The organism is Curtobacterium sp. PhB115, from assembly GCF_003752025.1.
GTDB lineage: Bacteria > Actinomycetota > Actinomycetes > Actinomycetales > Microbacteriaceae > Curtobacterium.
In genome coordinates this window covers 229,824-251,153 of sequence record NZ_RJKR01000011.1, presented here as the reverse complement: position 1 = coordinate 251,153, position 21,330 = coordinate 229,824, and the positions used below count along the sequence as shown (strand labels likewise).

Below are 21,330 nucleotides of genomic sequence, written 5' to 3'. Positions count from 1 at the left end.
CAGGCAGGCAGGCAGGCAGGCAGGCAGGCAGGCAGGCAAGCAGGCAAGCAGGCAAGCAGGCAAGCATGCGCGACCGCCGCGTGAAGACCCGACCACCCACCCGCGCAACGCCCACGGCGAACCGAGGTCGCGCCTCCAGGCAGTTCTGACGTACGATGGAATCCCGTGGCGGACACTCTCAGCGGCGGTACCAATTCTTCGATCTCGACCCCGAAGGTGACGAAGCAGATCTTCGTGACCGGCGGGGTCGTCTCGTCTCTCGGCAAGGGCCTGACGGCAGCCAGCCTCGGCAACCTCCTCACTGCTCGCGGCCTCAAGGTCGTCATGCAGAAGCTCGACCCGTACCTCAACGTGGACCCGGGCACCATGAACCCGTTCCAGCACGGCGAGGTCTTCGTGACCGACGACGGTGCGGAGACGGACCTCGACATCGGGCACTACGAGCGCTTCCTCGACATCAACCTGTCGCAGTCGGCGAACGTCACCACCGGTCAGGTGTACTCGACGGTGATCGCCAAGGAGCGTCGCGGCGAGTACCTCGGTGACACCGTGCAGGTCATCCCGCACATCACCGACGAGATCAAGCGGCGGATGCGCGAGCAGGCGCAGAACGACCCGCAGCCCGACGTCATCATCACCGAGGTCGGTGGCACGGTCGGCGACATCGAGTCGCAGCCGTTCATCGAGTCGGCGCGCCAGGTGCGACACGAGCTCGGTCGCAACAACGTGTTCTTCGTGCACGTCTCGCTCGTGCCGTTCATGAACGCCTCGGGTGAGCAGAAGACGAAGCCGACGCAGCACTCGGTCGCTGCGCTCCGCTCGATCGGCATCCAGCCCGACGCCCTCGTGCTCCGGTCGGACCGTCCGGTGTCGGACTCGAACAAGAAGAAGATCGCGCTGATGTGCGACGTGGACGAGGACGCCGTGGTGAACGCGGTGGACGTCCCGTCGATCTACGACCTGCCGTCGCTGCTGCACGACCAGGGGCTCGACCAGGTCATCGTCGACGCGCTCCGCCTCGAGGCGGCCGACGTCGACTGGACTGCGTGGACCCCGGTGCTCCGTGCCGTGCACGAGCCCAAGAAGGACGTCACGATCGCACTGGTCGGCAAGTACATCGACCTGCCGGACGCCTACCTGTCGGTCACCGAGGCGCTCCGTGCCGGTGGCTTCGCGCACGACGCGAAGGTCACGCTGAAGTGGGTCGTCTCGGACGACTGCACCACGCCGGAGGGCGCTGCGAAGCAGCTCGGTGACGTCGACGGCATCTGCATCCCCGGCGGCTTCGGCGTCCGTGGCATCGAGGGCAAGCTCGGCGCGCTGCGCTTCGCCCGCGAGCAGGGCATCCCGACGCTCGGCCTGTGCCTCGGCCTGCAGTGCATGGTCATCGAGTACGCCCGGCACGAGGTCGGCCTGACCGATGCGTCGAGCACCGAGTTCGACCCGGAGACCTCGACGCCGGTCATCGCGACCATGGCGGAGCAGGTGGACATCATCGCCGGCGGCGACCTGGGCGGCACGATGCGCCTCGGTCTGTACCCGGCGTCGTTCACCGAGGGGTCCCTCGCGGCCGAGCTGTACGGTGCGCCGGAGGCCTCCGAGCGTCACCGTCACCGCTACGAGGTGAACAACAAGTACCGCGAGCAGATCGCGGACGCCGGCCTGGTCTTCTCGGGCACGTCGCCCGACGGCACCCTGGTCGAGTACGTCGAGCTGCCGCGCGACGTGCACCCGTTCTACATCGCCACGCAGGCGCACCCGGAGCTCCGCTCGCGTCCGACGCACGCGCACCCGCTGTTCGCGGGGCTCGTCGCGGCCGCGATCGAGCGCCACGAGGCGTCCAGCCTGTTCGACCCGCAGAACGAGGAGCAGGTCGCGTAACGCGACGGCGTTCTGACTGGAGGCGCGGTGCCAGCTGGCACCGCGCCTCCCGTCTTCGTGTGGTCGCGTCCACTGAACCTGGTTCCGCGAGGCGCGCGTGCTTGGATGGGTCCGTGACTGACGCACCCATCGCTGACGAAGCCGCCTCGTTCGAGGTCACCGATTCCACCGTCGTGTACGAGGGTGCCGTGTGGGACGTTCGTCGCGACACCATCGCGTACCACGACGACTCGATGGTGCGCGAGTACATCGACCACACCGGCGCCGTCGCGGTCTACGCCGAGGACGACGAGGGCCGAGTCCTGGTCATCCAGCAGTACCGGCACCCGGTCCGGGTGCGTGACTGGGAGCTGCCCGCGGGGCTGCTCGACATGGAGGGCGAGGACCACCTGACCGCCGCGAAGCGCGAGCTGGCGGAAGAGGCAGACCTCGAGGCCGACGAGTGGGAGCCCCTCGTCCGGTACAACACCTCGTCGGGTGGGAGCAACGAGTTCCTGCAGGTCTACCGGGCCCGCGGCGTGCGTGCGACCGCCGACGCCTTCGACCGCGAGGCCGAGGAGGCCGACATCGTGAAGCGCTGGGTGCCGCGGGCCGAGCTGGTGGAGGCGATCCTGGACGGACGGCTGCACAACTCCGGGCTGGTCGTGGCCGTGCTCGCGGTGGACGCTGCCGAGCGGCGCTAGCCTCGTGGCGTGATCCCGCTCGACCGTGCCACCGAGACGTACCTGCGGCACGTCGCGATCGAGCGTGGGCTGTCGCAGCACACCCTGTCGGCGTACCGGCGGGACCTCGCGGTGTTCGCGTCGTGGCTGGAGTCGGCTCCGGTGGTCGACTCCGACTCCGACGGCGCGGACCGTGCCGGTGGAGCGTTGGTGCTCGACGACGTCGGGCGACTGGCTCGTGCGGACGTCTCGGGGTTCGTGACCCACCTGGCGACGCGCCCGTCGGGTCCGCTCGCGCCGCGGTCCATCGCCCGGATGCTCAGTTCGGTGCGCTCGTTCACGGCCTTCGCGGCAGGGGAGGGCTGGCTGCCGATCGACCCCGGCACCGCCGTCCGCCCGCCGAAGGCCCCGACGCGGTTGCCGAAGGCGATCTCGATCGAGGACATGGAGCGGTTGCTCGGAGCGGTGGCGGCCGACGACGGTGTCGACGACCCCGTGCGGCTCCGGGACAGGGCGCTGCTCGAGCTGCTCTACGCCACCGGTGCGCGGATCTCGGAGGCCGTGGGGTTGTCGGTCGACGACGTCGCGACGCTGTCCGACGGCTTCGCGCCCGACGGCTTCGCGCCCGCGCCCGCGGCCGACGGCTCCGCGCCCGACGGCTCCGCCCCCGCGGCCGACGGTCTCGCCGTCGTGAAGGTCACCGGCAAGGGGAACAAGCAGCGGGTCGTCCCGCTCGGCAGCTTCGCGCGGGCCGCGATCGACGCCTACCTGGTGCGGGCGCGGCCGGTGTTCGCGGCGCGGGGTCCGTCGACGCCGGCGCTGTTCCTCGGTGCCCGGGGTGCCCGACTGTCGCGGCAGAGTGCGTGGCTCGTGATCCAGGCGGCAGCGGAGGCGGCGGGCCTCGAGGCGCACGTCTCGCCGCACACCTTCCGGCACTCGTTCGCGACGCACCTGCTCGAGGGCGGTGCCGACGTGCGGGTGGTGCAGGAGTTGCTCGGGCACGCGAGTGTGGCGACGACGCAGATCTACACGATGGTCACGGCGGACATGCTGCGGGACGTGTACCAGACGGCTCACCCGCGGGCGCGGCGGTAGCGGCGGGCGCCGCGGTCGCGGTCGCGGGCGCTTCGTGAGCAGAAATGGTCGAGTGGCATCGGCGCGCCCGACCATTCCTGCTCACGAAGTCGCGCGCCGCGCGTCGTTCAGCGCGGCGCGCGGCGGTCGCGGCGGTCGCGCCTGCTTGGGGTCAGAACACGTGGAACTGGGCGCTCGCGGCGATGACCGACGTGGTCACCGCGACGACGACGGCGCTCGCCGAGGCGCTCCTCGCGACCACGGCCCACGGCCCGGTCGCACCCGGGCGGATCATGCCGACGACTCCCGCGGCCAGGGCGAGCAGGCCGCAGATGCCCCACGGGTTGACGACCACCGAGGTCGCGGCCAGCAGCACGGCGATGATCGTGAACAGGCAGAGTCGTCGGTCCTCGCCCCCGGAGGACCAGGCCCGCGTCCGGATCGACCCCGTGTGCACCGAGAACGCCGGCACGACGGGGGCGACGACGATCGGCGCGACGGACTCGGGACTGCTCGGGAGGACGCGCGTCGCGGCTCCCCAAGCGTGTCCGTCCCACCACCGCAGACGACGTGCGTCCTGCGGGTCCGGGAACCAGCCTGCGGCCGGCAGTGTCACGTGGGCTCCTCGAGGTGCGGGGGATGGTGCTCCTCGACGGTACGAGAACCCGAGCCCGCGCCACAGTCCCAAGCCGGGTGTCGGCACAAGGGGGGACCGCTGCGCGCGGCTGGCGGTCAGGCGGGGACGGGCGCCGCGTCGACCTCGGTGAACACGTCCTTCACCGCGGCGAGCAGCCGGGCGTTGAAGTCGACGCCGAGCTGGTTCGGCACGGTGACGAGCACGGTGTCGGCAGCACGCACGGCCTTGTCCGCCGCGAGTTCCTCGACCAGCTGTTCCGGTGATCCGATGTACGAGCGGCCGAAGCGTGCGAGCCCGCCGTCGAGGTGCCCGACCTGGTCCTGCCCCTCGACCTGCGCGCGCACGCCGAAGTAGTGCCGCGACTCGTCGTCGATGATCGGGATGATGCTGCGCGACACCGAGACGCGCGGCTCACGACCCCAGCCCATCGACTCCCAGGTGCTGCGGAAGCGGGTGATCTGCTCGGCCTGCAGCTCGTCGAACGGCACGCCGGTGTCCTCGGTGAGCAGTGTCGAGGACATCAGGTTCATGCCCTGTTCGGCGGTCCACTCGGCGGTGGCGCGCGTGCCGGCGCCCCACCAGATCCGGTCGCCGAGCGAGTCGGAGAGTGGGGAGATCGGCAGCGATCCGGTCATGCCGGTCATCTGCGGGTTCGCGTTGGCCATCGGCTCACCGGCGATCGCACGGCGGAGCACGCTCGTGTGCGCACGGGCGAGGTCCGCACCGTTCGGGTCGGACGCGTCGGGCACGTACCCGAACTGCTGGTAACCGGCCTGGGCGGTCTCGGGTGATCCTCGCGAGACGCCGAGCTGCAGTCGGCCGCCGGAGATCAGGTCGGTCGCCGCGGCCTCCTCGGCCATGTACAGCGGGTTCTCGTAGCGCATGTCGATCACGCCGGTGCCGATCTCGATCCGGCTGGTCTTCGCGGCGATCGCGGAGAGCAGGGGGAACGGCGCCGCCTGCTGCGGTGCGAAGTGGTGCACGCGGAAGTAGGCGCCGTCGACGCCGGCCTCCTCGGCTGCGACCGCGAGGTCGATGGCCTGCACCAGGGCCTCCCGGCCGCTGCGCACCTTCGACCCCGGCACGTCGCGCCAGTGTCCGAACGACAGGAACCCGATCTTCGTCATGTGCATGCGAACGCATCCGGGGTGGTTGCCATTCCGTCGCGGGGACGCGCGACTACGGTGTCCGGCATGGAGGACCCCCGCACCGCCCTGGACGCCGAACGTGCCCGGAACGAACGGCTGCTCGCCGACGTCGAACGGAGCATGCGGGACGTCAGTGATGCCCGGCAGGACGCGAACTCCGACGACGAGCACGATCCGGAGGGCGCGACCCTCGCGTGGGAGCGCGGCTCGCTCGGCGCGGTCCGGGACGGCGCGCGGCTGCGGGTCCAGCAGGTGGACGCCGCGCTCGCGCGGCTCGACGCCGGCACCTACGGGATCTGCACCGTCGGCGGCGAACCCATCGCAGCGGCCCGATTGGCCGCTGTCCCGTGGGCGGCGACGTGCGTCGCCCACGCGTGACGCGCCTCCAGGCAGACACCCCGCCTGACGGACGGGCGGACACCCGTCCGGCGGACCGGCAGACACCTGCAGACGGCCTGGAGGCACGGTGCCGGCCCGCCACGCACGTCCGGTGTCCGCGCACCGCGCGTCCACGTCCTGCGCCGCTGATTCCCAGCCGCGGGTCCTAGATTTCCGACATGGACGGCGACCCGAACGACCGACCCGGCGAGGCCCGGGCCGATGGTGCGCATCGCCAGCGCTTCCAGTGGTTCCACGACATGCGGACCTGGATCCACGCCCGGCCGCACGTGCACCTCTTCTACAAGGTCCTCGTCGGGGTCATCGGGGGACTGGTCGTCATCATCGGGCTCATCCTGGTGCCGCTGCCCGGTCCCGGTTGGCTGGTCGTGTTCATCGGGTTGACGGTCCTCGCGAGCGAGTTCCACTTCTTCCACAAGATCATCGTGTGGCTCAAGGCGCAGTTGCACCGCTTCTGGGACTGGGCGAAGCGGCACGGGCCGAAGCGCCTGCGTGACGCAGCGGACCGCGGCAAGGCCGACGTCGACGCCGCCCACACCGGGGCCACACGGACCGTCGGGGTCCGGGGTCGTGCACGCGGCACCAACTCGGCACGACCCGGCCACTGAGGCCAGGCGTCAGTCGGCCGACGCCACCCGGATCGAACCGGTCGCGGTGCGCTCGATGACCTCGGCGGCGTGTTCCTCGACCGCGGCCGCGTCCTTGGACACCAGCTGCAGCACGAGGGCGACGACGGCGGCCAGGACGATGAAGCCGCCGTACCCGGCGATCACGGGGACCAGGCCGACGGTGGGCTCGAGCAGCCCGCCGATGACCGCGGGGACGCCGAACGCCAGGTAGCTGACCACGTAGATCGTCGACAGCAGTCCGGCACGGTGGGTCGGTGCGGCGGTCGCGAGGAGCATCCGGAGCGGTGCCTGGAACCCGGCGCCGAAGCCCACGCCGGCGATCGCGCTGCCGACGACGAGTCCGGGCAGCGAGTTCGCCATCACGAACGCCACGGTCACGATCGGACCGAGCACGAGGGCGACGAGTCCGACGAGCACGGCACGGCGCGCGTCCATCCGCTGCGTGGCGAGCCCGGTCAGCGCACCGACGCCGGTGACGACGGCGATGAGGGCTCCGGCTGCGAAGTGGTTCGTGATCCCGAAGACCGCGCCGAGGGCCGAAGGGACGAGCGACAGGAACATGCCGCCGAGCGCCCAGCTGGCGACGAGCGAGCCGACGACGCCGCGGAACAGCCGACGCGAGGACCGCGGCACGCTGATCGTCGGGCGCAGGGAACGGAGCGCACCGGGGCGGCGCTGCACCTGCTCGGGGACGACCACGAGGGCGAGGACGAGCAGCACGAGCAGGGCGCCGAACAGCAGGTACACGAGCTGTTCGGGTGCGGGACCCCACTGCACGAGTGCGCCGCTCGACATCGCGCCGGTGGCCAGGGCGATCGGCGGGATGACGCCGTTCAGCACGCCGGCGAGGGTCGGGTGCCGTTCGAGCGAGTTGTCGATGAGGGCTGCGCCGAGCGCCCCGATGAGGAGCCCCACGGAGACGCCCTGCACGATGCGGTCCACGATGAGTGCGCCGACACCGTCCGCGACGGCGAACAGGCCGAGCGAGAGGGCGACGCCGAGCCCGCCGGCGACGAGCACGGGCTTCCGGCCGACGTGGTCGGACAGGCGTCCGGCGATCAGCAGACTGGTCAGGAGTCCGGCGACGTAGATGGCGAAGACCCCGGTGAGCATGAGGGGCGTGAGGTGCCACTCGGCCGCGTAGACCGGGTAGATGGGTGACGGGACCGCGGAGGACGCGACCGACACCAGGAGCATCGCCGCGAGGATCCAGAACCCGGCGACCGAGCGAGCTGACTGCTGCATGAGCATCCCTTCCGATGGCTCGTTGTACGACTGCATTCGTACCGCAGTCTGCTGTACGACGCAAGTCGTACTGTGAGCCGAACGGTGGTAGCGTCCCGTCCATGCCCGCGCACGTCGATGCCCCCGAACGACTCCCGCAGCCGTCCGTGGCCGAGATGGACCTCCCCGTCGTCCTGGACGCCCTGAGCGACCCGATCCGGTTGGCGATCCTGCACCGCTACCTGGTCGACGCCGCCGGGGGAGAGCGGAGCTGCGGCTGGGTCGGGATCGACCGACCGAAGTCCACGCTCACGCACCACTTCCGGGTCCTGCGCGAGGCCGGACTGCTCGAGCAGCACCTCGAGGGACTCACCCGCATCAGCCGCGTCCGCGTGGACGACGTGCAGCAGCGGTTCCCCGGACTGCTCGACCTGGTGCTCGACTGGCAAGTGCCGGCCGCCCTGCTCCGCGAGGGTCTCGAGTCGTGAGCGCGACCGCCCACCGGTTGCCCGACCTCGGCGCCGACCCGGTCGTGACGACGGCGCTCGCCGCCGACCTCGACGCCGCAGGCTTCACCGTCGAGGGGGTCGATGCACTCTGGGGCGCCGAGGCCGCCGCATCGCTGCACCGGGGGTCGCGGGTCGCGGCGCTCCGTGCGCTCGCCGCCCGGGAGACGACCCCGCTCGGCACGCTCGCCACCCTGTTCGTGCTCGGGCTGCCGACGTCCCGCGCGGACGCCGCAGCCGCGTTCCCGTCGGCCGGGCTCGACGCCGTGGTCGCCGCCGGGCTGCTGCGCGTGTCCGACGGCGCAGTCGCCGCGGACGACGCAGGCGTCGTGGACGTCGTGGATGCCGCGGTCGTGCACCCTGCCGTCGACCTGCGGCCGTACGCCTTCGTCGACGACCTCGGTGCCGGCAGCTGGTGGATCGTCTCCGACCTCGGCGAGCTCGCCCTCGGGCACGCCATCAGCGAGGAACACGTGCTCGGCATCGGCGGCGCCACCACCACGCTCAGCGGCCTGCAGGTCCCCGTGCCCGTCCGCCGTGTGCTCGACCTCGGCACCGGCTGCGGGATCCAAGCCATGCACGCCCGACGCTTCGCCGAGCACGTGGTCGCCACCGACATCTCGCGCCGCGCCCTCGACATCGCACGCTTCAACGCGCAGCTCAACGGCATCGACGGCATCGACTTCCGCTTCGGGTCGCTCTTCGAGCCGGTCGAGGGCGAACAGTTCGACCGCATCGTCTCGAACCCGCCGTTCGTCATCACGCCCCGCCGCGAGGGTGTGCCCTCGTACGAGTACCGCGACGGCGGCATGGTCGGCGACGCCCTCGTCGAGACCGTGCTGCGCGGACTGGCCGACCATCTCCACCCCGGCGGGACGGCACAGCTGCTCGGCAACTGGGAGTACCACTGGGGCGTCGACGGACTGGACCGCGTGCGCAGCTGGTTCGCGGACACCGACCTCGACGCGTGGGTCATCGAGCGCGAGCGGCAGGACCCGACCTCGTACGCCGAGACCTGGATCCGCGACGGCGGCACGAAGCCCGGGACGCCGGAGTTCGACACCCTGATGGGTGCGTGGCTCGACGACTTCGCAGACCGCCGAGTCACGGGCGTCGGCTTCGGTTACGTCGTGGTGCGTCGACCCCTGCCTGGAGGCCCGTCCGCCCTCCGTCGCTTCGAGCGCGTCCCCGAGACGCTCGGCTCCAACCCCGCGGGGCTCGGTGCCACGGTCGCGCGCGTCCTCGACGCAGCGACCTGGCTCGCCGCGCACGACGACGTCGCGCTCGCCGCCGCACACCTGCGGGTGGCCGGCGACGTCACCGAGGAGCGCTACTACTGGCCGGGCAACGACGACCCGACGGTGATGACGCTCGTCCAGGGCGGCGGCTTCGGGCGACGGGTGGACGCGGACACCGCGCTCGCCGCGTTCGTCGGAGCCTGCGACGGGGACTTGTCGGTCGCGGCGATCGTCGGCGCGCTCGCGCAGATCACGGGTGTCGACGAGCAGGTGCTCGCCGCCGACCTGCTGCCGGCGGCGCGCGACCTGGTGCTCGACGGGCTGCTGCTGCCGGCCTAGCGAGGGGCGGCTCAGCGGCGGACCCGGGCGCTGCTAGCGGCCGTCGCGCCAGCTGTGCTCGGGGGCGTAGCCGAGCAGCTCGCGGGCCTTCTCGGACGACAGCAGGGAGCTGACGCCGTCGATGTCCGCCCGGCGCTCGATGTCGGGCACGTAGCGCTCGACGAGTTCGATCGTCGGGGTGTCCATCACGGTGTCGGGGCTCGCGATGACGAACGCCTCGAACCCGGTGAGCTCGGCCTCGACGGCCTTCCGGACGGCCTGGGCGCCGTCGCGGGAGTCGATGTACGACCACAGGTTGAACGTCTTCGCTTCGGGGGTGGCGTCCCACGGGAACGAGGGGTAGTCGGTCTCGTCCATCACGTTCGAGAAGCGCAGACCGATCATCTTCAGCGACGGGTCCCAGCGGGTGAAGTGGCGGGCCATCTCCTCCTCCACCGCCTTGCCGAGCGAGTACGACGACTGCGGTCGGACCGCGAACTCCTCGTCGACCGGCAGGTAGGGCGGGTGGTGCTCGCCCATCGGGATCCCGAGCAGGGTCTCGCTCGACGCCCACACCACGTTCGTGATCTTCGCGGCACGTGCGGCGTGGAAGACGTTGATCGACGCCGTGACGTTGTTCGTGATGAGCGCGACGTCCGGCACCTGGCCAGGAGCCGGCACGGCGGCGAGGTGCACGACGGCGTCCACGTGGTCGTAGCGGTCGTCGACGCCGAGCAGGGCGTTCAGGACCTGGCCGTAGTCGGTCAGGTCGATCCGGACGAACTGGACGCCCTCGGGCAGGTCGGGGGAGGGGACGCGGTCGAGCAGGACCACGTCGTACCCGTGCGCATCGAGGTCGCGCACCACCGCTCGTCCGAGCTTGCCGCTGCCGCCGGTCACCACTACACGCGTCATCGCGTCACTCCACATCGTCGTCGGGTCGCCCTGACGGGCACGTCCCATCCTGCCGGGTGCACCCGGACGCGACCAGGCCCTGTCCGTACCCCACTCCACCGACATCTGAAATGCAAGGAGGCGGGTATGCTCGAACGTCATGACCGGGATCGCGGCCCTCGTCGACCAGGGGAAGATCGGCGACGCCGTCCACGAGGCCCGCGGGCTCACCCCGCAACGGGTTCGTGAGCTGCTCTTCGCTTCAGGAGGGTTCATGCGCGACTCTGCCCCGTACGACGAGTTCTTCCGGCGCTGGTACGCGACCCTCGAGAGTCCGTACCTGCGGGCAGAGGCGGCCGACTGGTTCTGTCAGGCGTACCTGACCGAGCTGGCCGACGTACCCGGTGCGGAGCAGTTCGGCCCCGCGCTGTCGACGGACTCGAAGCGCGAAGTGGTCGCGCACCTGGCGCGGGAGATGCGCGGTAGGAACATCTCGGACTGGTCGAAGTCGCCGGAGGAGCCGCTCTCGAAAGCGCAGGTCCGCGCGTGGAGAGACGCGTCGTACGAGCTCGGTGCGGTGCGGATGCCCTGAGTGCTTCATCGACGGGAGGCGCGGTGCGGACGGGCACCGCGCCTCCCGTCAGGAAGCGGGGGTGACCTGCGCGATCGCGAGCCGCGCGACCAACTCGACGTGCTCGGCCATGTCGCGCGACGGGTCGAAGAGCCACTGGATCTGCATGCCGTCGGAGACTGCGAGCAGCACGCTCGTCAGCTCCTCGGGGTCGATGTCCGGCCGGAGCCGGCCGTCCTGCTGCATCGCCCGGAAGTCGGCGGACAGATCGCGCCGGCTGCGCGCGTAGCGCTCCTGGAAGTACTCGTGCGCCGGGTGCTCGGGGTCGGTCGCGGCTGCGGCGGACAGGTTGACGAACATCTGGACCAGGCCGGGGACCTCGGCGTTGTGCCGGACGATCGCGGCGAGGAGCGCTGCGGGGTCGGCTGCCTGCCAGTCGTTCGCCAGGTCGAGCTCGTCGCGGCGGCGCAGGATCTCGACCCAGAGCTCGTCCTTCGAGTCGAAGTAGTGCAGCAGGCCGGCCTGGGTGAGCTCCACGGCGTCGGCGATGTCCTTGATGCTGGTCCGTCGGAAGCCCTGCGAGGCGACGAGTTCGAGCGCGACCGTGAGGATCTCCTCGCGCTTCGCGATGCCCTTCGCGTACGAACCCCGTCGTGCCATGGCAGGACTGTACCGCCCAGAGTGCACCCAGAAAACCTAGCCGTGGTTGGTTTTGGTGTTACGGTGGCACGAGCCGCCGAGGAAGGCGTGCGAGTCGCCGACGCAGGCGGCGCACCCGAGAAGAGGTTGCAGTGGCCAACGACGCCCTGACCGTCAACGACACCCCGACTGCCGTCGCACCCACGCGCGGCCGGGGGAACCCGCTCATGTACACGCTCGGCATGCCGATCGCCATGCTCGGCCTGTACATCGCCCTGCTGCCGCCGGTGCTGGTCGCCATGGCGCTCAAGGTCGCCGAGATCGCGCCGGACAACCAAGCGGGCGTGCTCGGCCTGGCGCTCGGCGTCGGCGCGTTCGCCGCGATGGTCGCCAACCCCCTGGCCGGTCGCTTCAGCGACCGCACTGCCGGGAGGCTCGGCATGCGTCGTCCGTGGATCATCGGTGGCACCGTGGTCGGCTTCGCGGGCCTCGTGGTCGTCGCGACGACCACCTCCACCGTCGTGCTGGTCATCGCGTGGGGCGTCGCGCAGATCGCCTACAACGCGACGATCGCCGCCCTGACGGCCGTCATGCCCGACCACGTCACGCGCTCGCAGCGCGGCCGGGTCGCGGCGCTGCTCGGGCTCGCGCAGAACCTCGCGCTCGTCGGCGGTACCTTCATCGTGCAGCTCTTCGCGAGCTCGGCGACGCAGATGATCGTCCCCGGGGTGATCGGATCCGCGGTCGTCATCGTCTACGCGCTGCTGTTCCGCGACCGGGTCCTCACGAACCGCCCGACCTCGCGCCTCGGCATCGGCGCACTCTTCGGTTCCTTCGTGTTCAACCCCGTGAAGCACCCGGACCTCGGCTGGGCCTGGCTCACCCGCTTCCTGATGGTCGCCGCGCAGTACACGGCGGTGAGCTACCTGACGTACTTCCTGCGCGACGACATCGGCGTGGAGTCGGAGCACGTCGCGAACGCCGTCTTCCAAGGCACGCTCTGGAACGTCGTCGGCATCGTGCTCACCTCGCTCGTGGCCGGGTGGCTGTCCGACAAGCTCGGGCGCCGCAAGCTGTTCGTCGCGGTCGCCGGCATCGTCGGCGTGGTCGGGCTGGTCATCATCGCGCTCGCGCCCTCGCTCGGCATGGTCCTGGTCGGCGAGTTCGTGATGGGTGCCGGCATGGGTGTCTTCTACGCGGTCGACCTGGCGCTCATCACCGACGTGCTGCCCTCCGACGAGGACAACGCGAAGGACCTCGGCGTGGTGAACATCGCGCAGGCCCTGCCTCAGTCGATCGTCCCCGCTTCCGCCCCCGGCGTGATCGCGCTCACCGGCGGGTACAGCGGCTTCTTCATCACCGGCGCCGTCGTCGGACTGCTCGGCATCGTCTCGGTGTCCCGCATCCGCGGCGTGCGCTGACCACGCTTCCCCAGGCTCTGAACGAAAGGACCGACCACCGTGACCACCGTGAACGACGTGACCGCTGCCTCCAGTACGGCCGAGCGCATCGACGCGCTCGTCGACCAGCTGACCACCGACGAGAAGGTGCAGCTCCTGACCGGGCGTGACTTCTGGACCACCTGGCCGATCGAGAAGATCGGGCTGCGCCGGATCCTGATGTCGGACGGCCCCTCCGGCGTCCGTGGCGAGGTCTGGGACGAGCGCGACCCGTCGCTGAACCTGCCCTCGGCGACCGCGCTGTCGGCGTCCTGGGACCGCGCGATCGCGAAGCGCTACGGCGCCGCAGCAGCCGTCGAGGCACGCCGCAAGGGCGTCGACGTCGTCCTCGGCCCGACCATCAACCTGCACCGCTCGCCGCTCGGCGGCCGGCACTTCGAGGCGTTCAGTGAGGACCCGGTCCTGACCGGTGACCTCGCGGCGTCGTACGTCGACGGTGTGCAGGAGAACGGCGTGGCCGCGACCCCGAAGCACTACATCGCGAACGACTACGAGACCGACCGCTTCACCGCGTCGACCGAGGTGTCTGACCGGGCCCTGCGCGAGCTGTACCTGCTCGCGTTCGAGAAGGCCGTGACCGAGGCGCACGCCTGGGCGATCATGTCGTCGTACAACTCGATCAACGGTGTCACCGCGTCCGAGAACGAGCTGCTCGAGACGCCGCTGAACTCGGAGTGGGGCTTCGACGGCATCGTCGTGTCCGACTGGACCGGTGTGCGTTCGGTGGACTCGGCGACGGCGTCGCAGGACGTCGCGATGCCCGGACCGAACCCGTGGTGGAGCGAGGGCCCGCTGCTCGCCGCGGTGCGTGACGGCTCCGTGCCCGAGGCCGCGATCGACCGGAAGGTCCGTCGCATCCTGACCCTTGCCGCCCGCGTCGGCGCACTCGAGGGCTTCGAGCCCGTGGCCGCGCAGCCCGTGCGCGTCGAGGACGGCGTCGCGTTCGTCCGCGAGGCCGAGGCCGAGGGCACCGTCCTCGTCCGCAACACCGGCATCCTGCCGCTCGATGCGCCGGCGGTCGCCCGCGTCGCCGTCATCGGCCACAACGCCGACCAGGCCCGCACGCAGGGCGGTGGCTCGGCCACGGTCGTGCCGTCGCAGGTCGTGTCACCGCTGGACGGCATCCGTTCGGCGTTCCCGGGTGCCACGGTCGACTACGCGATCGGCGCCGTCGTGCAGGAGGGCATCGCGGAGTTCCCGCTGTCCACCATCACGAACCCCGGCACCGGCGAGCCCGGAGCCCGCGTCGCCTTCGTCAAGGACGGCGAGGAGCTGTACGTCGAGGACCGTCGTGCCACCGCCCTGTTCTGGTTCGGTGGCGACGCTCCCACCCGCGACGCTGACCGGCTCGACATCACCACGACCTACACGGCCGAGTCCACCGGCACCGTCCGGATCGGCATCGGCGCGGCGGGCCGGTCGCGGATGTGGATCGACGGCGATCTCGTGCTCGACGAGGACGTCCCCTTCGAGGGCGACCAGCTCGGCGCGGCGTTCCTCAACCCGCCGGCGCGCTCGGTACCGGTTTCGGTGACCGCGGGACAAGAGGTCGCGATCCGCATCGAGTACGACGTCATCCAGGACGAGACGCTCGGCGGGGTGCTCGCCTACCAGTTCGGCACCGAGCCGTCCGACGAGGACCCGTCGGTGCTCATCGCCGCGGCCGTGGACGCTGCCCGTGACGCCGACGTCGCGGTGGTCGTGGTCGGCACGAACTCGAAGGTCGAGTCCGAGGGCTACGACCGCTCGTCCCTCGCACTGCCCGGACACCAGGACGACCTGGTGCGGGCCGTCGCCGCGGCGAACCCGAACACGGTCGTCGTCGTGAACGCCGGTTCGCCGGTCGAGATGCCGTGGCGGGACGACGTCGCCGCGGTCCTGCTCACCTGGTTCGGCGGGCAGGAGTACGGCAACGCCCTCGCCGACGTGCTCACCGGCGCGCAGGAGCCCGGTGGTCGCCTGCCCACCACGTGGCCGGTCGCGATGGCGGACGTGCCCGTGCTGGACGTCACCCCGGTCGACGGGAAGGTGTCGTACGACGAGGGCGTGCACATCGGCTACCGCGCCTGGCTCCGTGCCGGTACCGAGCCTGCGTACCCGTTCGGTCACGGCCTCGGCTACACGACCTGGACCATCGACGGTGTCGCTGCGACGCCGACCGTGTCCGAGGGGGACGCGGTCATCGTCACCGCGACGGTCGCCAACACCGGGCAGCGCGCCGGCAAGCACGTCGTGCAGGTCTACGCCTCGCGGGCGTCGTCCGCGGTGGACCGTCCGGTGCGCTGGCTCGTCGGGTTCGCCCCGGTCCGGCTCGGTGCCGGTGCGTCGACCGAGGTGTCCATCGAGGTCCCCGCACGGGCGTTCGCGCACTGGGACGGTGCCTGGCAGTACGAGCCCGGGACCTTCGAACTGCACGTCGGCGCGTCGGTCTCGGACGAGGCCGGGAGCGCGTCCCTCGAAATGGAGTGAGATCGAATCGTCCGGTTTCCGCGCAGGCGCAAGGTCCATTCAGTAACATCGATGTGCGCCAGTCGGCTGGTTACCGTCGGCGCACGCACCGACTACGGGGTCGCTGGTAGTGCGACTCGGTCTCCTGATCCGGCCGATGGAGCCCTGGCGATCCCGGTGCGTCCAGAATGCGTCCCCGCGTCCGCGCGGGGGCGCATTCGTTTTTCGGACCTTCCGGCGAACCGGTTGACGGACTTCGCCCTGACTTCGTGCGGACTCGGCGAAACGAGTGACGGAAGATCACGTTCTTGCGTCCGACGCGCGCGGTTCGTGTGACAAACCGCTCGGTAGGTGGAACGATGGTCCCACCATCCCGTGCGGATCAGGGACGAGATGGTCATCCGGCCGGGCTCTCGAGACCAACCACCTCGATCTGAGCCCAGCCGGATGTCCTGATCCGCTGTCAGGCCCGCAACGCCGGCGCGATCTCCTCGGCGACGATGCGCAGGATCCGCTCGTGTGCGGCCACGTCCCCGTTCGCGGGCAGGGTGATCACGAGCTCGTCGGTCGCCGTGACCGCGGGGTCGGCGAGCAGTGCGTCGACGATGGCCGCAGGCTCGCCGGACAGGACCTTGCTGAACCGGAAGGGCGGACCGGAGAGCGGGCGACCCTCGTCGTCCATGCCGGAGGCGTAGCCGGTGAGGAACTCCTCGTGGACGGCTCGGTCGTGGTCGTCGAGCAGCGGGACGACGATGCGACCGACGGCGACCTTCGGCGTGCGGTCGGGGTGCAGCTCGGCGAACCGCTGCCGGTACGCCGTGATCTGGTCCGCCTGCGCCTCGGCGAACGGGGCGCCGGTGTCCTCGGTGTTCAGGGTCGAGCAGTGCAGCAGCAGCCCCTTCTCGGCGGTGCGGACCGCGGTGCCCATGCTGCCGCCGCCCCACCACACGCGGTCGCGGAGACCGGGGCTGAGCGGCTGCAGGGTCAGGTCCGCCCCGGCCGGGATGCTCTCGTAGCCCTTGCCGGCACTGCCGAGCGGATCGCCGTCGAGCACCTCGAGCAGCCGAGCGGCGCGGGCCTCGGCCTCGTCACGGAAGCTCCGCTCCGAGCCGCCGAACACCGGGTCGAGGATCGGCCCGTACCCGGCGATGCCCGTGCTGATGCCGAGCTGGACCCGGCCGCCGCTCAGCAGGTCGACGGTGCTGGCGTCCTCGGCGAGGCGCACCGGGTCCTCGTAGCGCATGCCGAGGACCGCCGTGCCGAAGGCGATGGTGCTCGTGCGCTGGGCCGCGGCGGCGAAGAACGTCATCGGGCTCGTCAGGAACGGCTCGAAGTGACGGCCACGCACCCATCCCGTGCCGTAGCCGAGGGTCTCGGCCGTCTCGAACAGCCGGAGACCGTCCTGCAGGGCCCTCGCCGCACCCGCCGTGCCGCCGTGGTTCGGGACGAAGGTGAGGAAGCCGAGTTCGCGCATGACGCGAGTCTATGCGCGCGTATGGAGCCGCGCCTCCCGGCCGACATGCCCGACCACCTGGTCACCGCAGCCTGGGAGGATGGGGCCATGACCGACGTCACCACCGTGCCCCCGCTCGTCGCCGCGATCCCGGCGGCGGTGGACGGCGCGGTCGACCCGGACGCCGTCTACGAGGCGTTCGCCGACTGGGCCGCCGAAGGCGGACGGCCGCTGTACCCGGCGCAGGACGAAGCGGTCATCGAGCTCGTGTCCGGAGCCAACGTCGTCCTGAGCACCCCGACCGGTACCGGCAAGTCGCTCGTCGCGGCCGGCGCGCACTTCGCGGCGCTCGCCGAGGGCAAGCGGAGCTACTACACGGCACCGATCAAGGCCCTCGTCTCCGAGAAGTTCTTCCAGCTCGTCGACCTGTTCGGCGCGCAGAACGTCGGCATGGTCACCGGTGACTCCAGCGTCAACGGCGACGCCCCCATCGTCTGTTGCACCGCCGAGATCCTGGCGAACCTGGCTCTGCGTGAAGGCCCGGACGCCGACGTCGACGTCGTGGTGATGGACGAGTTCCACTTCTACGGCGACCCCGACCGCGGATGGGCCTGGCAGGTGCCGCTGCTCGTGCTCGAACGCGCGCAGTTCCTGCTGATGTCGGCCACCCTGGGCGACGTCACCACCATCGCCGACGACCTGTCCCGGCGCACCGGCCGACCCACCGCCCGCGTGACCGGGGTCAGCCGCCCGGTGCCACTCGAGTACGAGTACGTGATGACACCCGTGCAGGAGACCGTCGAACGGCTGCTGGACGAGGGCAAGGCGCCGATCTACATCGTGCACTTCGCCCAGGCTGCCGCGCTCGAACGGGCCCAGTCGTTGATGTCGGCGAAGGTGGCGTCCCGTGAACGTCGCGACCAGATCGCCGACGCCATCGCCGGCTTCCGGTTCAGCGCCGGGTTCGGGCAGACCCTGTCGCGGCTGATCCGCGCCGGGATCGGTGTGCACCACGCGGGCATGCTGCCGAAGTACCGGCGGCTCGTCGAGCAGCTCGCGCAGCGCGGGCTGCTGCCCGTCATCTGCGGCACCGACACCCTCGGTGTCGGCATCAACGTGCCGATCCGGTCCGTGCTCTTCACCGGGCTCACGAAGTTCGACGGCACGAAGATGCGGCAGCTGTCAGCGCGCGAGTTCCACCAGATCGCCGGCCGTGCGGGACGGGCCGGGTACGACACCGAGGGTGACGTCGTCGCCGAAGCGCCGGAGCACGACATCGAGAACGCCCGGGCCGTCGCGAAGGCCGGGGACGACCCCAAGAAGAAGAGCAAGATCAAGCGGAAGAAGGCCCCCGAGGGCTTCGTCTCCTGGGGGCAGGCATCGTTCGAGCGGCTCATCGGCGCGGAACCGGAGCCGATGGTGTCGCGGATGCGGATCACCCACGCGATGGTGCTCTCCGTCGTCGCCCGTGGCGGAGACGCCTTCTCGTCGGTGCGGTCACTCGTGTTCGACAACCACGAACCGCGAGCCCGCCAGCTCGCGATGGCCCGACGCGCACTCGTCATCGCGCGGACCCTCGTCAACGCGCAGGTCATCGAGCGGGTGCCGGGCGTCGACGGCGAGCCGGCGACCTACCGGCTCACCGTGGACCTGCAGTCCAACTTCGCGCTGAACCAGCCCCTGTCGCCGTTCGCGCTCGCCGCGTTCGAGCTGCTCGACCCCTCGTCGCCCACGTACGCCCTCGACATGGTGTCCGTCGTCGAGGCCACGCTCGACGACCCCCGTGCCATCCTGTCGCAGCAGCAGTTCAAGGAGCGCGGCGAAGAGGTCGCCCGGATGAAGCGGGAGGGCATCGAGTACGAGGAACGGATGGAGCTCCTCGAAGAGGTCACCTGGCCCAAGCCGCTCGACGAACTGCTGACCGCCGCGTACGAGGCGTACGCCGCCGAACAGCCCTGGGTGCTCGACTTCGCGCTGTCGCCGAAGGCCGTCGTCCGGGACATGTACGAGCGGGCGATGACCTTCGGGGACTTCGTGCGCTTCTACCAGCTCACCCGCTCCGAGGGACTCGTGCTCCGGTACCTGTCCGACGCCTACCGCACGATGCGCCAGACCATCACCGAGGAGCAGCGGAACGACGAGCTCGACGGCCTGATCGAGTGGCTCGGCGAGGTCGTGCGGCAGACGGACTCGTCCCTCGTCGACGAGTGGGAGGCGCTCCTCAACGGGGACGTCCTGCTCGCCTCCGAAGAGCACGACGAGATCGCACCACCGCAGCCGGCACGGCTCACCGGCAACGTGCGGGCCTTCACCGTGCTCGTGCGGAACGCGCTGTTCCAACGGGTGCTGCTCGCCGCCGCCGACGACGTCGACGGGCTCGGGGAGCTCGACTCGCCCGCAGGCTTCGACCGGTCGGCGTGGGACCTGGTGCTCGAGGAGTACTACGACGAGCACGACGCGATCGGCACCGACGCCGATGCACGGTCCATGTCGTACCTGGCGATCGACCAGTCCGGGGCCACCGCCAACCCCCGGGTCTGGCGGGCACGACAGACCTTCGCCGACCCGGAGGGCGACAAGGACTTCGGGTTCTCGGCGACGATCGACCTCGACGCCTCGGACGAAGCCGGCGAAGCCGTGGTGCGGGTCACCGAGATCGGGCGGTTCGACGGGTGGGCCGAGGTGGACGTGGACTGAGGGGTGCCGGTGCCCTGACGCCGTCGCGGCCCGACGTGTACCGTCTCCGGCACTGCCCACCACCCGAGAGGACTGCGTCATGCGCATCGGATCCAGCATCGCCCTGATCGTCATCGGTGCGATCGTCGCCTTCGCGCTGAACATCCAGCTCGCCGGCGTCGACCTCCGCCTGATCGGCTACATCCTGATGGCGGCCGGCGTCGTGCTGCTCATCATCAGCCTCGCCGTCGCGTTCGGCGGGCGCCGCACCACGACCACCACCCGCTCGGGCGTCGACCCGGCATCGGGGGAGCAGATCACCCAGCAGGACCGGCGCGACGGGACCTACTGACCCGACTGCGAGGCGTCACCGGGTGGTGAGGCCCTTCTCGAGCAAGCTGCGGGCCGCCGCCACGATCGCCTCGTGCGGATCACGAGGTGTCCAGCCGAGCACGGTGCGGGCACGCTCGTTCGAGGTGCGCTTGGCGTAGCCGAGGTCGGGCACCATCGCACGGAACTGCGGCTGCGTCTCGGCAGCGGCCCGCACGACGTCGTCGGGCAGCGTCTGCGTCGGGACCGCCTCGGCGTCGTCAGCGAGGTGCTCGCGCAGGGTTGCGGCGATCTCGGCCATCTCGAGCGCGGGACCGTTCGACAGCAGGAACCGCTGCCCGGCGGCCTCCGGCAGCGTCGTCGCCGTGACGTGCGCTGCAGCGACGTCGCGGACGTCCACGACGGGGATGAACAGCCGGGGCGTCGCCGGCATCGCACCGTTCAGCATCGACTGCAGGATGTGGTTCGCACCGGACACCCCGTGCCCCATCGCCGGACCCATCACCGCGACCGGGAGAATCGTGACGAGCTCGGGGGCACCGACCTCGGACTCGGCGAACGCCCACGCGGCCCGCTCGGCGAGGGTCTTGCTCTTGCCGTACGCGTCGACGCCCGGGCCGTCGAGCACGGTCCAGTCCGCCTCGGTGAAGACGTGGTCGGTGTGCGGGTGGCCCCAGCTCACGGCGTGGAAGGCCGAGGTGAGCACCACGCGACGGACCCCGGCGTCGCGAGCGGCACGGAGCACGCGGAGGGTGCCCTCGCGCGCCGGACGGATGACGGCGTCCTCGTCCTCGACGTGGCCGGGCATGACGGGGGAGGCGACGTGGTGCACGACGTCGATGTCCGCCACGGCCGCTGCCCATCCGGCGTCGTCGGTCAGGTCGGCGGCGACGAACTCGAGGCGGTCGCCGGCCGTCGTGCCCGCGTCGGCGAGGACCTCGCGCACGGCGGACTCACGGTCGAGCGAGCGGATGGTGGCGCGGACGCGGTGGCCGGCGTCGAGCAGCTGCAGGATCAGGTGGCCGGCGATGAAGCCGGAGCCGCCGGTGACCAGGACGTGTTCGGTGTTCTCCATGCGTCCAGCATCCGGCGGCGGTCGCGCGTGGACCAGTGCCTCGGCGTTCCTGGGTCCGGGAGACCCAG

At 71.0% G+C, this 21,330-nt stretch carries 19 protein-coding genes; 12 read left to right on the top strand and 7 right to left on the bottom strand.

The features are described 5' to 3' along the window. The first annotated feature begins 165 nt into the window (after positions 1 to 165). The 3 genes from EDF19_RS16620 to EDF19_RS16610 all read left to right on the top strand — a co-directional run bounded on the left by EDF19_RS16620 (position 166) and on the right by EDF19_RS16610 (position 3,638). Positions 166 to 1,881 (top strand): CTP synthase, encoded by a 1,716-nt coding sequence (locus tag EDF19_RS16620; RefSeq protein ID WP_260217251.1) that lies wholly within the window; start codon positions 166 to 168, stop codon positions 1,879 to 1,881. 113 nt (positions 1,882 to 1,994) lie between these two features. After that, a complete protein-coding gene (locus EDF19_RS16615) occupies positions 1,995 to 2,564 on the top strand; it encodes an NUDIX hydrolase (RefSeq protein ID WP_185022909.1) in 570 nt (189 codons plus the stop codon). Positions 2,565 to 2,576: 12 nt separating this feature from the next. Then, positions 2,577 to 3,638, top strand: a complete 1,062-nt coding sequence (locus EDF19_RS16610; RefSeq protein WP_123681993.1) for a site-specific tyrosine recombinase XerD — start codon at positions 2,577 to 2,579, stop codon at positions 3,636 to 3,638. A 151-nt stretch (positions 3,639 to 3,789) separates the two neighbouring features. Here the strand turns inward: EDF19_RS16610 and EDF19_RS16605 are convergent, their stop codons facing one another. Continuing rightward, positions 3,790 to 4,233: a DUF2510 domain-containing protein gene (locus EDF19_RS16605; RefSeq protein ID WP_221180688.1), complete on the bottom strand. Its 444-nt coding sequence runs from the start codon at positions 4,231 to 4,233 to the stop codon at positions 3,790 to 3,792. Positions 4,234 to 4,349: 116 nt separating this feature from the next. After that, positions 4,350 to 5,387, bottom strand: a complete 1,038-nt coding sequence (locus EDF19_RS16600; protein WP_123681957.1) for an LLM class flavin-dependent oxidoreductase — start codon at positions 5,385 to 5,387, stop codon at positions 4,350 to 4,352. A 60-nt stretch (positions 5,388 to 5,447) separates the two neighbouring features. Between EDF19_RS16600 and EDF19_RS16595 the strand changes: the two genes are divergently transcribed. Continuing rightward, positions 5,448 to 5,780 (top strand): TraR/DksA C4-type zinc finger protein, encoded by a 333-nt coding sequence (locus EDF19_RS16595; RefSeq protein ID WP_123681956.1) that lies wholly within the window; start codon positions 5,448 to 5,450, stop codon positions 5,778 to 5,780. Positions 5,781 to 5,959: 179 nt separating this feature from the next. Next, entirely contained in the window at positions 5,960 to 6,409 is a 450-nt protein-coding gene (locus EDF19_RS16590; protein WP_260217250.1) for a TIGR02611 family protein, read from the top strand. 9 nt (positions 6,410 to 6,418) lie between these two features. Here EDF19_RS16590 and EDF19_RS16585 read toward each other — a convergent pair whose 3' ends face one another. Then, on the bottom strand, positions 6,419 to 7,675 hold the full coding sequence (locus tag EDF19_RS16585; RefSeq protein WP_123681991.1) for an MFS transporter: 1,257 nt from the start codon (positions 7,673 to 7,675) through the stop codon (positions 6,419 to 6,421). A gap of 101 nt (positions 7,676 to 7,776) precedes the next feature. On the opposite strand from EDF19_RS16585, the gene EDF19_RS16580 reads away from it, so the two are divergent. Beyond that, positions 7,777 to 8,142: a helix-turn-helix transcriptional regulator gene (locus tag EDF19_RS16580; RefSeq protein ID WP_123681955.1), complete on the top strand. Its 366-nt coding sequence runs from the start codon at positions 7,777 to 7,779 to the stop codon at positions 8,140 to 8,142. Beyond that, the gene (locus EDF19_RS16575; protein ID WP_260217249.1) at positions 8,139 to 9,737 is read left to right on the top strand and encodes a methyltransferase; all 1,599 of its coding nucleotides are present in this window, start codon (positions 8,139 to 8,141) and stop codon (positions 9,735 to 9,737) included. Before EDF19_RS16580 ends, EDF19_RS16575 begins: the two co-directional genes overlap by 4 nt. 33 nt (positions 9,738 to 9,770) lie before the next feature. On the opposite strand, the gene EDF19_RS16570 is transcribed toward EDF19_RS16575, so the two are convergent. Beyond that, the gene (locus EDF19_RS16570; RefSeq protein WP_123681989.1) at positions 9,771 to 10,631 is read right to left on the bottom strand and encodes an NAD(P)-dependent oxidoreductase; all 861 of its coding nucleotides are present in this window, start codon (positions 10,629 to 10,631) and stop codon (positions 9,771 to 9,773) included. A gap of 139 nt (positions 10,632 to 10,770) precedes the next feature. On the opposite strand from EDF19_RS16570, the gene EDF19_RS16565 reads away from it, so the two are divergent. Continuing rightward, positions 10,771 to 11,202 carry a hypothetical protein gene (locus tag EDF19_RS16565; RefSeq protein ID WP_123681954.1) on the top strand — a complete coding sequence of 144 codons (432 nt, stop codon included), beginning with the start codon at positions 10,771 to 10,773 and terminating at the stop codon, positions 11,200 to 11,202. A gap of 48 nt (positions 11,203 to 11,250) precedes the next feature. Here EDF19_RS16565 and EDF19_RS16560 read toward each other — a convergent pair whose 3' ends face one another. Next, on the bottom strand, positions 11,251 to 11,841 hold the full coding sequence (locus tag EDF19_RS16560) for a TetR/AcrR family transcriptional regulator (protein WP_123681953.1): 591 nt from the start codon (positions 11,839 to 11,841) through the stop codon (positions 11,251 to 11,253). Between the two features lie 131 nt (positions 11,842 to 11,972). On the opposite strand from EDF19_RS16560, the gene EDF19_RS16555 reads away from it, so the two are divergent. Both EDF19_RS16555 and EDF19_RS16550 read left to right on the top strand, forming a co-directional pair. Then, positions 11,973 to 13,241, top strand: coding sequence for an MFS transporter (locus EDF19_RS16555; RefSeq protein WP_260217248.1), 1,269 nt, complete (start codon positions 11,973 to 11,975; stop codon positions 13,239 to 13,241). 39 nt (positions 13,242 to 13,280) lie between these two features. Next, complete coding sequence (locus EDF19_RS16550; RefSeq protein ID WP_123681952.1) at positions 13,281 to 15,749, top strand: glycoside hydrolase family 3 protein; 2,469 nt, start codon at positions 13,281 to 13,283, stop codon at positions 15,747 to 15,749. 442 nt (positions 15,750 to 16,191) lie between these two features. On the opposite strand, the gene EDF19_RS16545 is transcribed toward EDF19_RS16550, so the two are convergent. Further along, the gene (locus EDF19_RS16545; protein WP_123681951.1) at positions 16,192 to 17,202 is read right to left on the bottom strand and encodes an LLM class flavin-dependent oxidoreductase; all 1,011 of its coding nucleotides are present in this window, start codon (positions 17,200 to 17,202) and stop codon (positions 16,192 to 16,194) included. Between the two features lie 87 nt (positions 17,203 to 17,289). Between EDF19_RS16545 and EDF19_RS16540 the strand changes: the two genes are divergently transcribed. Both EDF19_RS16540 and EDF19_RS16535 read left to right on the top strand, forming a co-directional pair. Then, positions 17,290 to 19,878 (top strand): RNA helicase, encoded by a 2,589-nt coding sequence (locus EDF19_RS16540; RefSeq protein WP_123681987.1) that lies wholly within the window; start codon positions 17,290 to 17,292, stop codon positions 19,876 to 19,878. Between the two features lie 79 nt (positions 19,879 to 19,957). Then, the gene (locus EDF19_RS16535) at positions 19,958 to 20,209 is read left to right on the top strand and encodes a DUF6458 family protein (RefSeq protein ID WP_071251316.1); all 252 of its coding nucleotides are present in this window, start codon (positions 19,958 to 19,960) and stop codon (positions 20,207 to 20,209) included. Between the two features lie 15 nt (positions 20,210 to 20,224). Here the strand turns inward: EDF19_RS16535 and EDF19_RS16530 are convergent, their stop codons facing one another. Continuing rightward, the gene (locus EDF19_RS16530) at positions 20,225 to 21,262 is read right to left on the bottom strand and encodes an aldehyde reductase (protein WP_123681950.1); all 1,038 of its coding nucleotides are present in this window, start codon (positions 21,260 to 21,262) and stop codon (positions 20,225 to 20,227) included. Between the last annotated feature and the right edge of the window lie 68 nt (positions 21,263 to 21,330).

Excerpts from the sequence above, each read along its gene's own strand:
- EDF19_RS16535 (WP_071251316.1), top strand. The coding sequence starts at position 19,958 with ATGCGCATCGGATCCAGCATCGCCCTGATCGTCATCGGTGCGATCGTC.
- EDF19_RS16585 (WP_123681991.1), bottom strand. The coding sequence starts at position 7,675 with ATGCAGCAGTCAGCTCGCTCGGTCGCCGGGTTCTGGATCCTCGCGGCG.
- EDF19_RS16530 (WP_123681950.1), bottom strand. The coding sequence starts at position 21,262 with ATGGAGAACACCGAACACGTCCTGGTCACCGGCGGCTCCGGCTTCATC.
- EDF19_RS16600 (WP_123681957.1), bottom strand. The coding sequence starts at position 5,387 with ATGCACATGACGAAGATCGGGTTCCTGTCGTTCGGACACTGGCGCGAC.
- EDF19_RS16570 (WP_123681989.1), bottom strand. The coding sequence starts at position 10,631 with ATGACGCGTGTAGTGGTGACCGGCGGCAGCGGCAAGCTCGGACGAGCG.
- EDF19_RS16595 (WP_123681956.1), top strand. The coding sequence starts at position 5,448 with ATGGAGGACCCCCGCACCGCCCTGGACGCCGAACGTGCCCGGAACGAA.
- EDF19_RS16560 (WP_123681953.1), bottom strand. The coding sequence starts at position 11,841 with ATGGCACGACGGGGTTCGTACGCGAAGGGCATCGCGAAGCGCGAGGAG.
- EDF19_RS16580 (WP_123681955.1), top strand. The coding sequence starts at position 7,777 with ATGCCCGCGCACGTCGATGCCCCCGAACGACTCCCGCAGCCGTCCGTG.
- EDF19_RS16545 (WP_123681951.1), bottom strand. The coding sequence starts at position 17,202 with ATGCGCGAACTCGGCTTCCTCACCTTCGTCCCGAACCACGGCGGCACG.
- EDF19_RS16540 (WP_123681987.1), top strand. The coding sequence starts at position 17,290 with ATGACCGACGTCACCACCGTGCCCCCGCTCGTCGCCGCGATCCCGGCG.
- EDF19_RS16590 (WP_260217250.1), top strand. The coding sequence starts at position 5,960 with ATGGACGGCGACCCGAACGACCGACCCGGCGAGGCCCGGGCCGATGGT.
- EDF19_RS16565 (WP_123681954.1), top strand. The coding sequence starts at position 10,771 with ATGACCGGGATCGCGGCCCTCGTCGACCAGGGGAAGATCGGCGACGCC.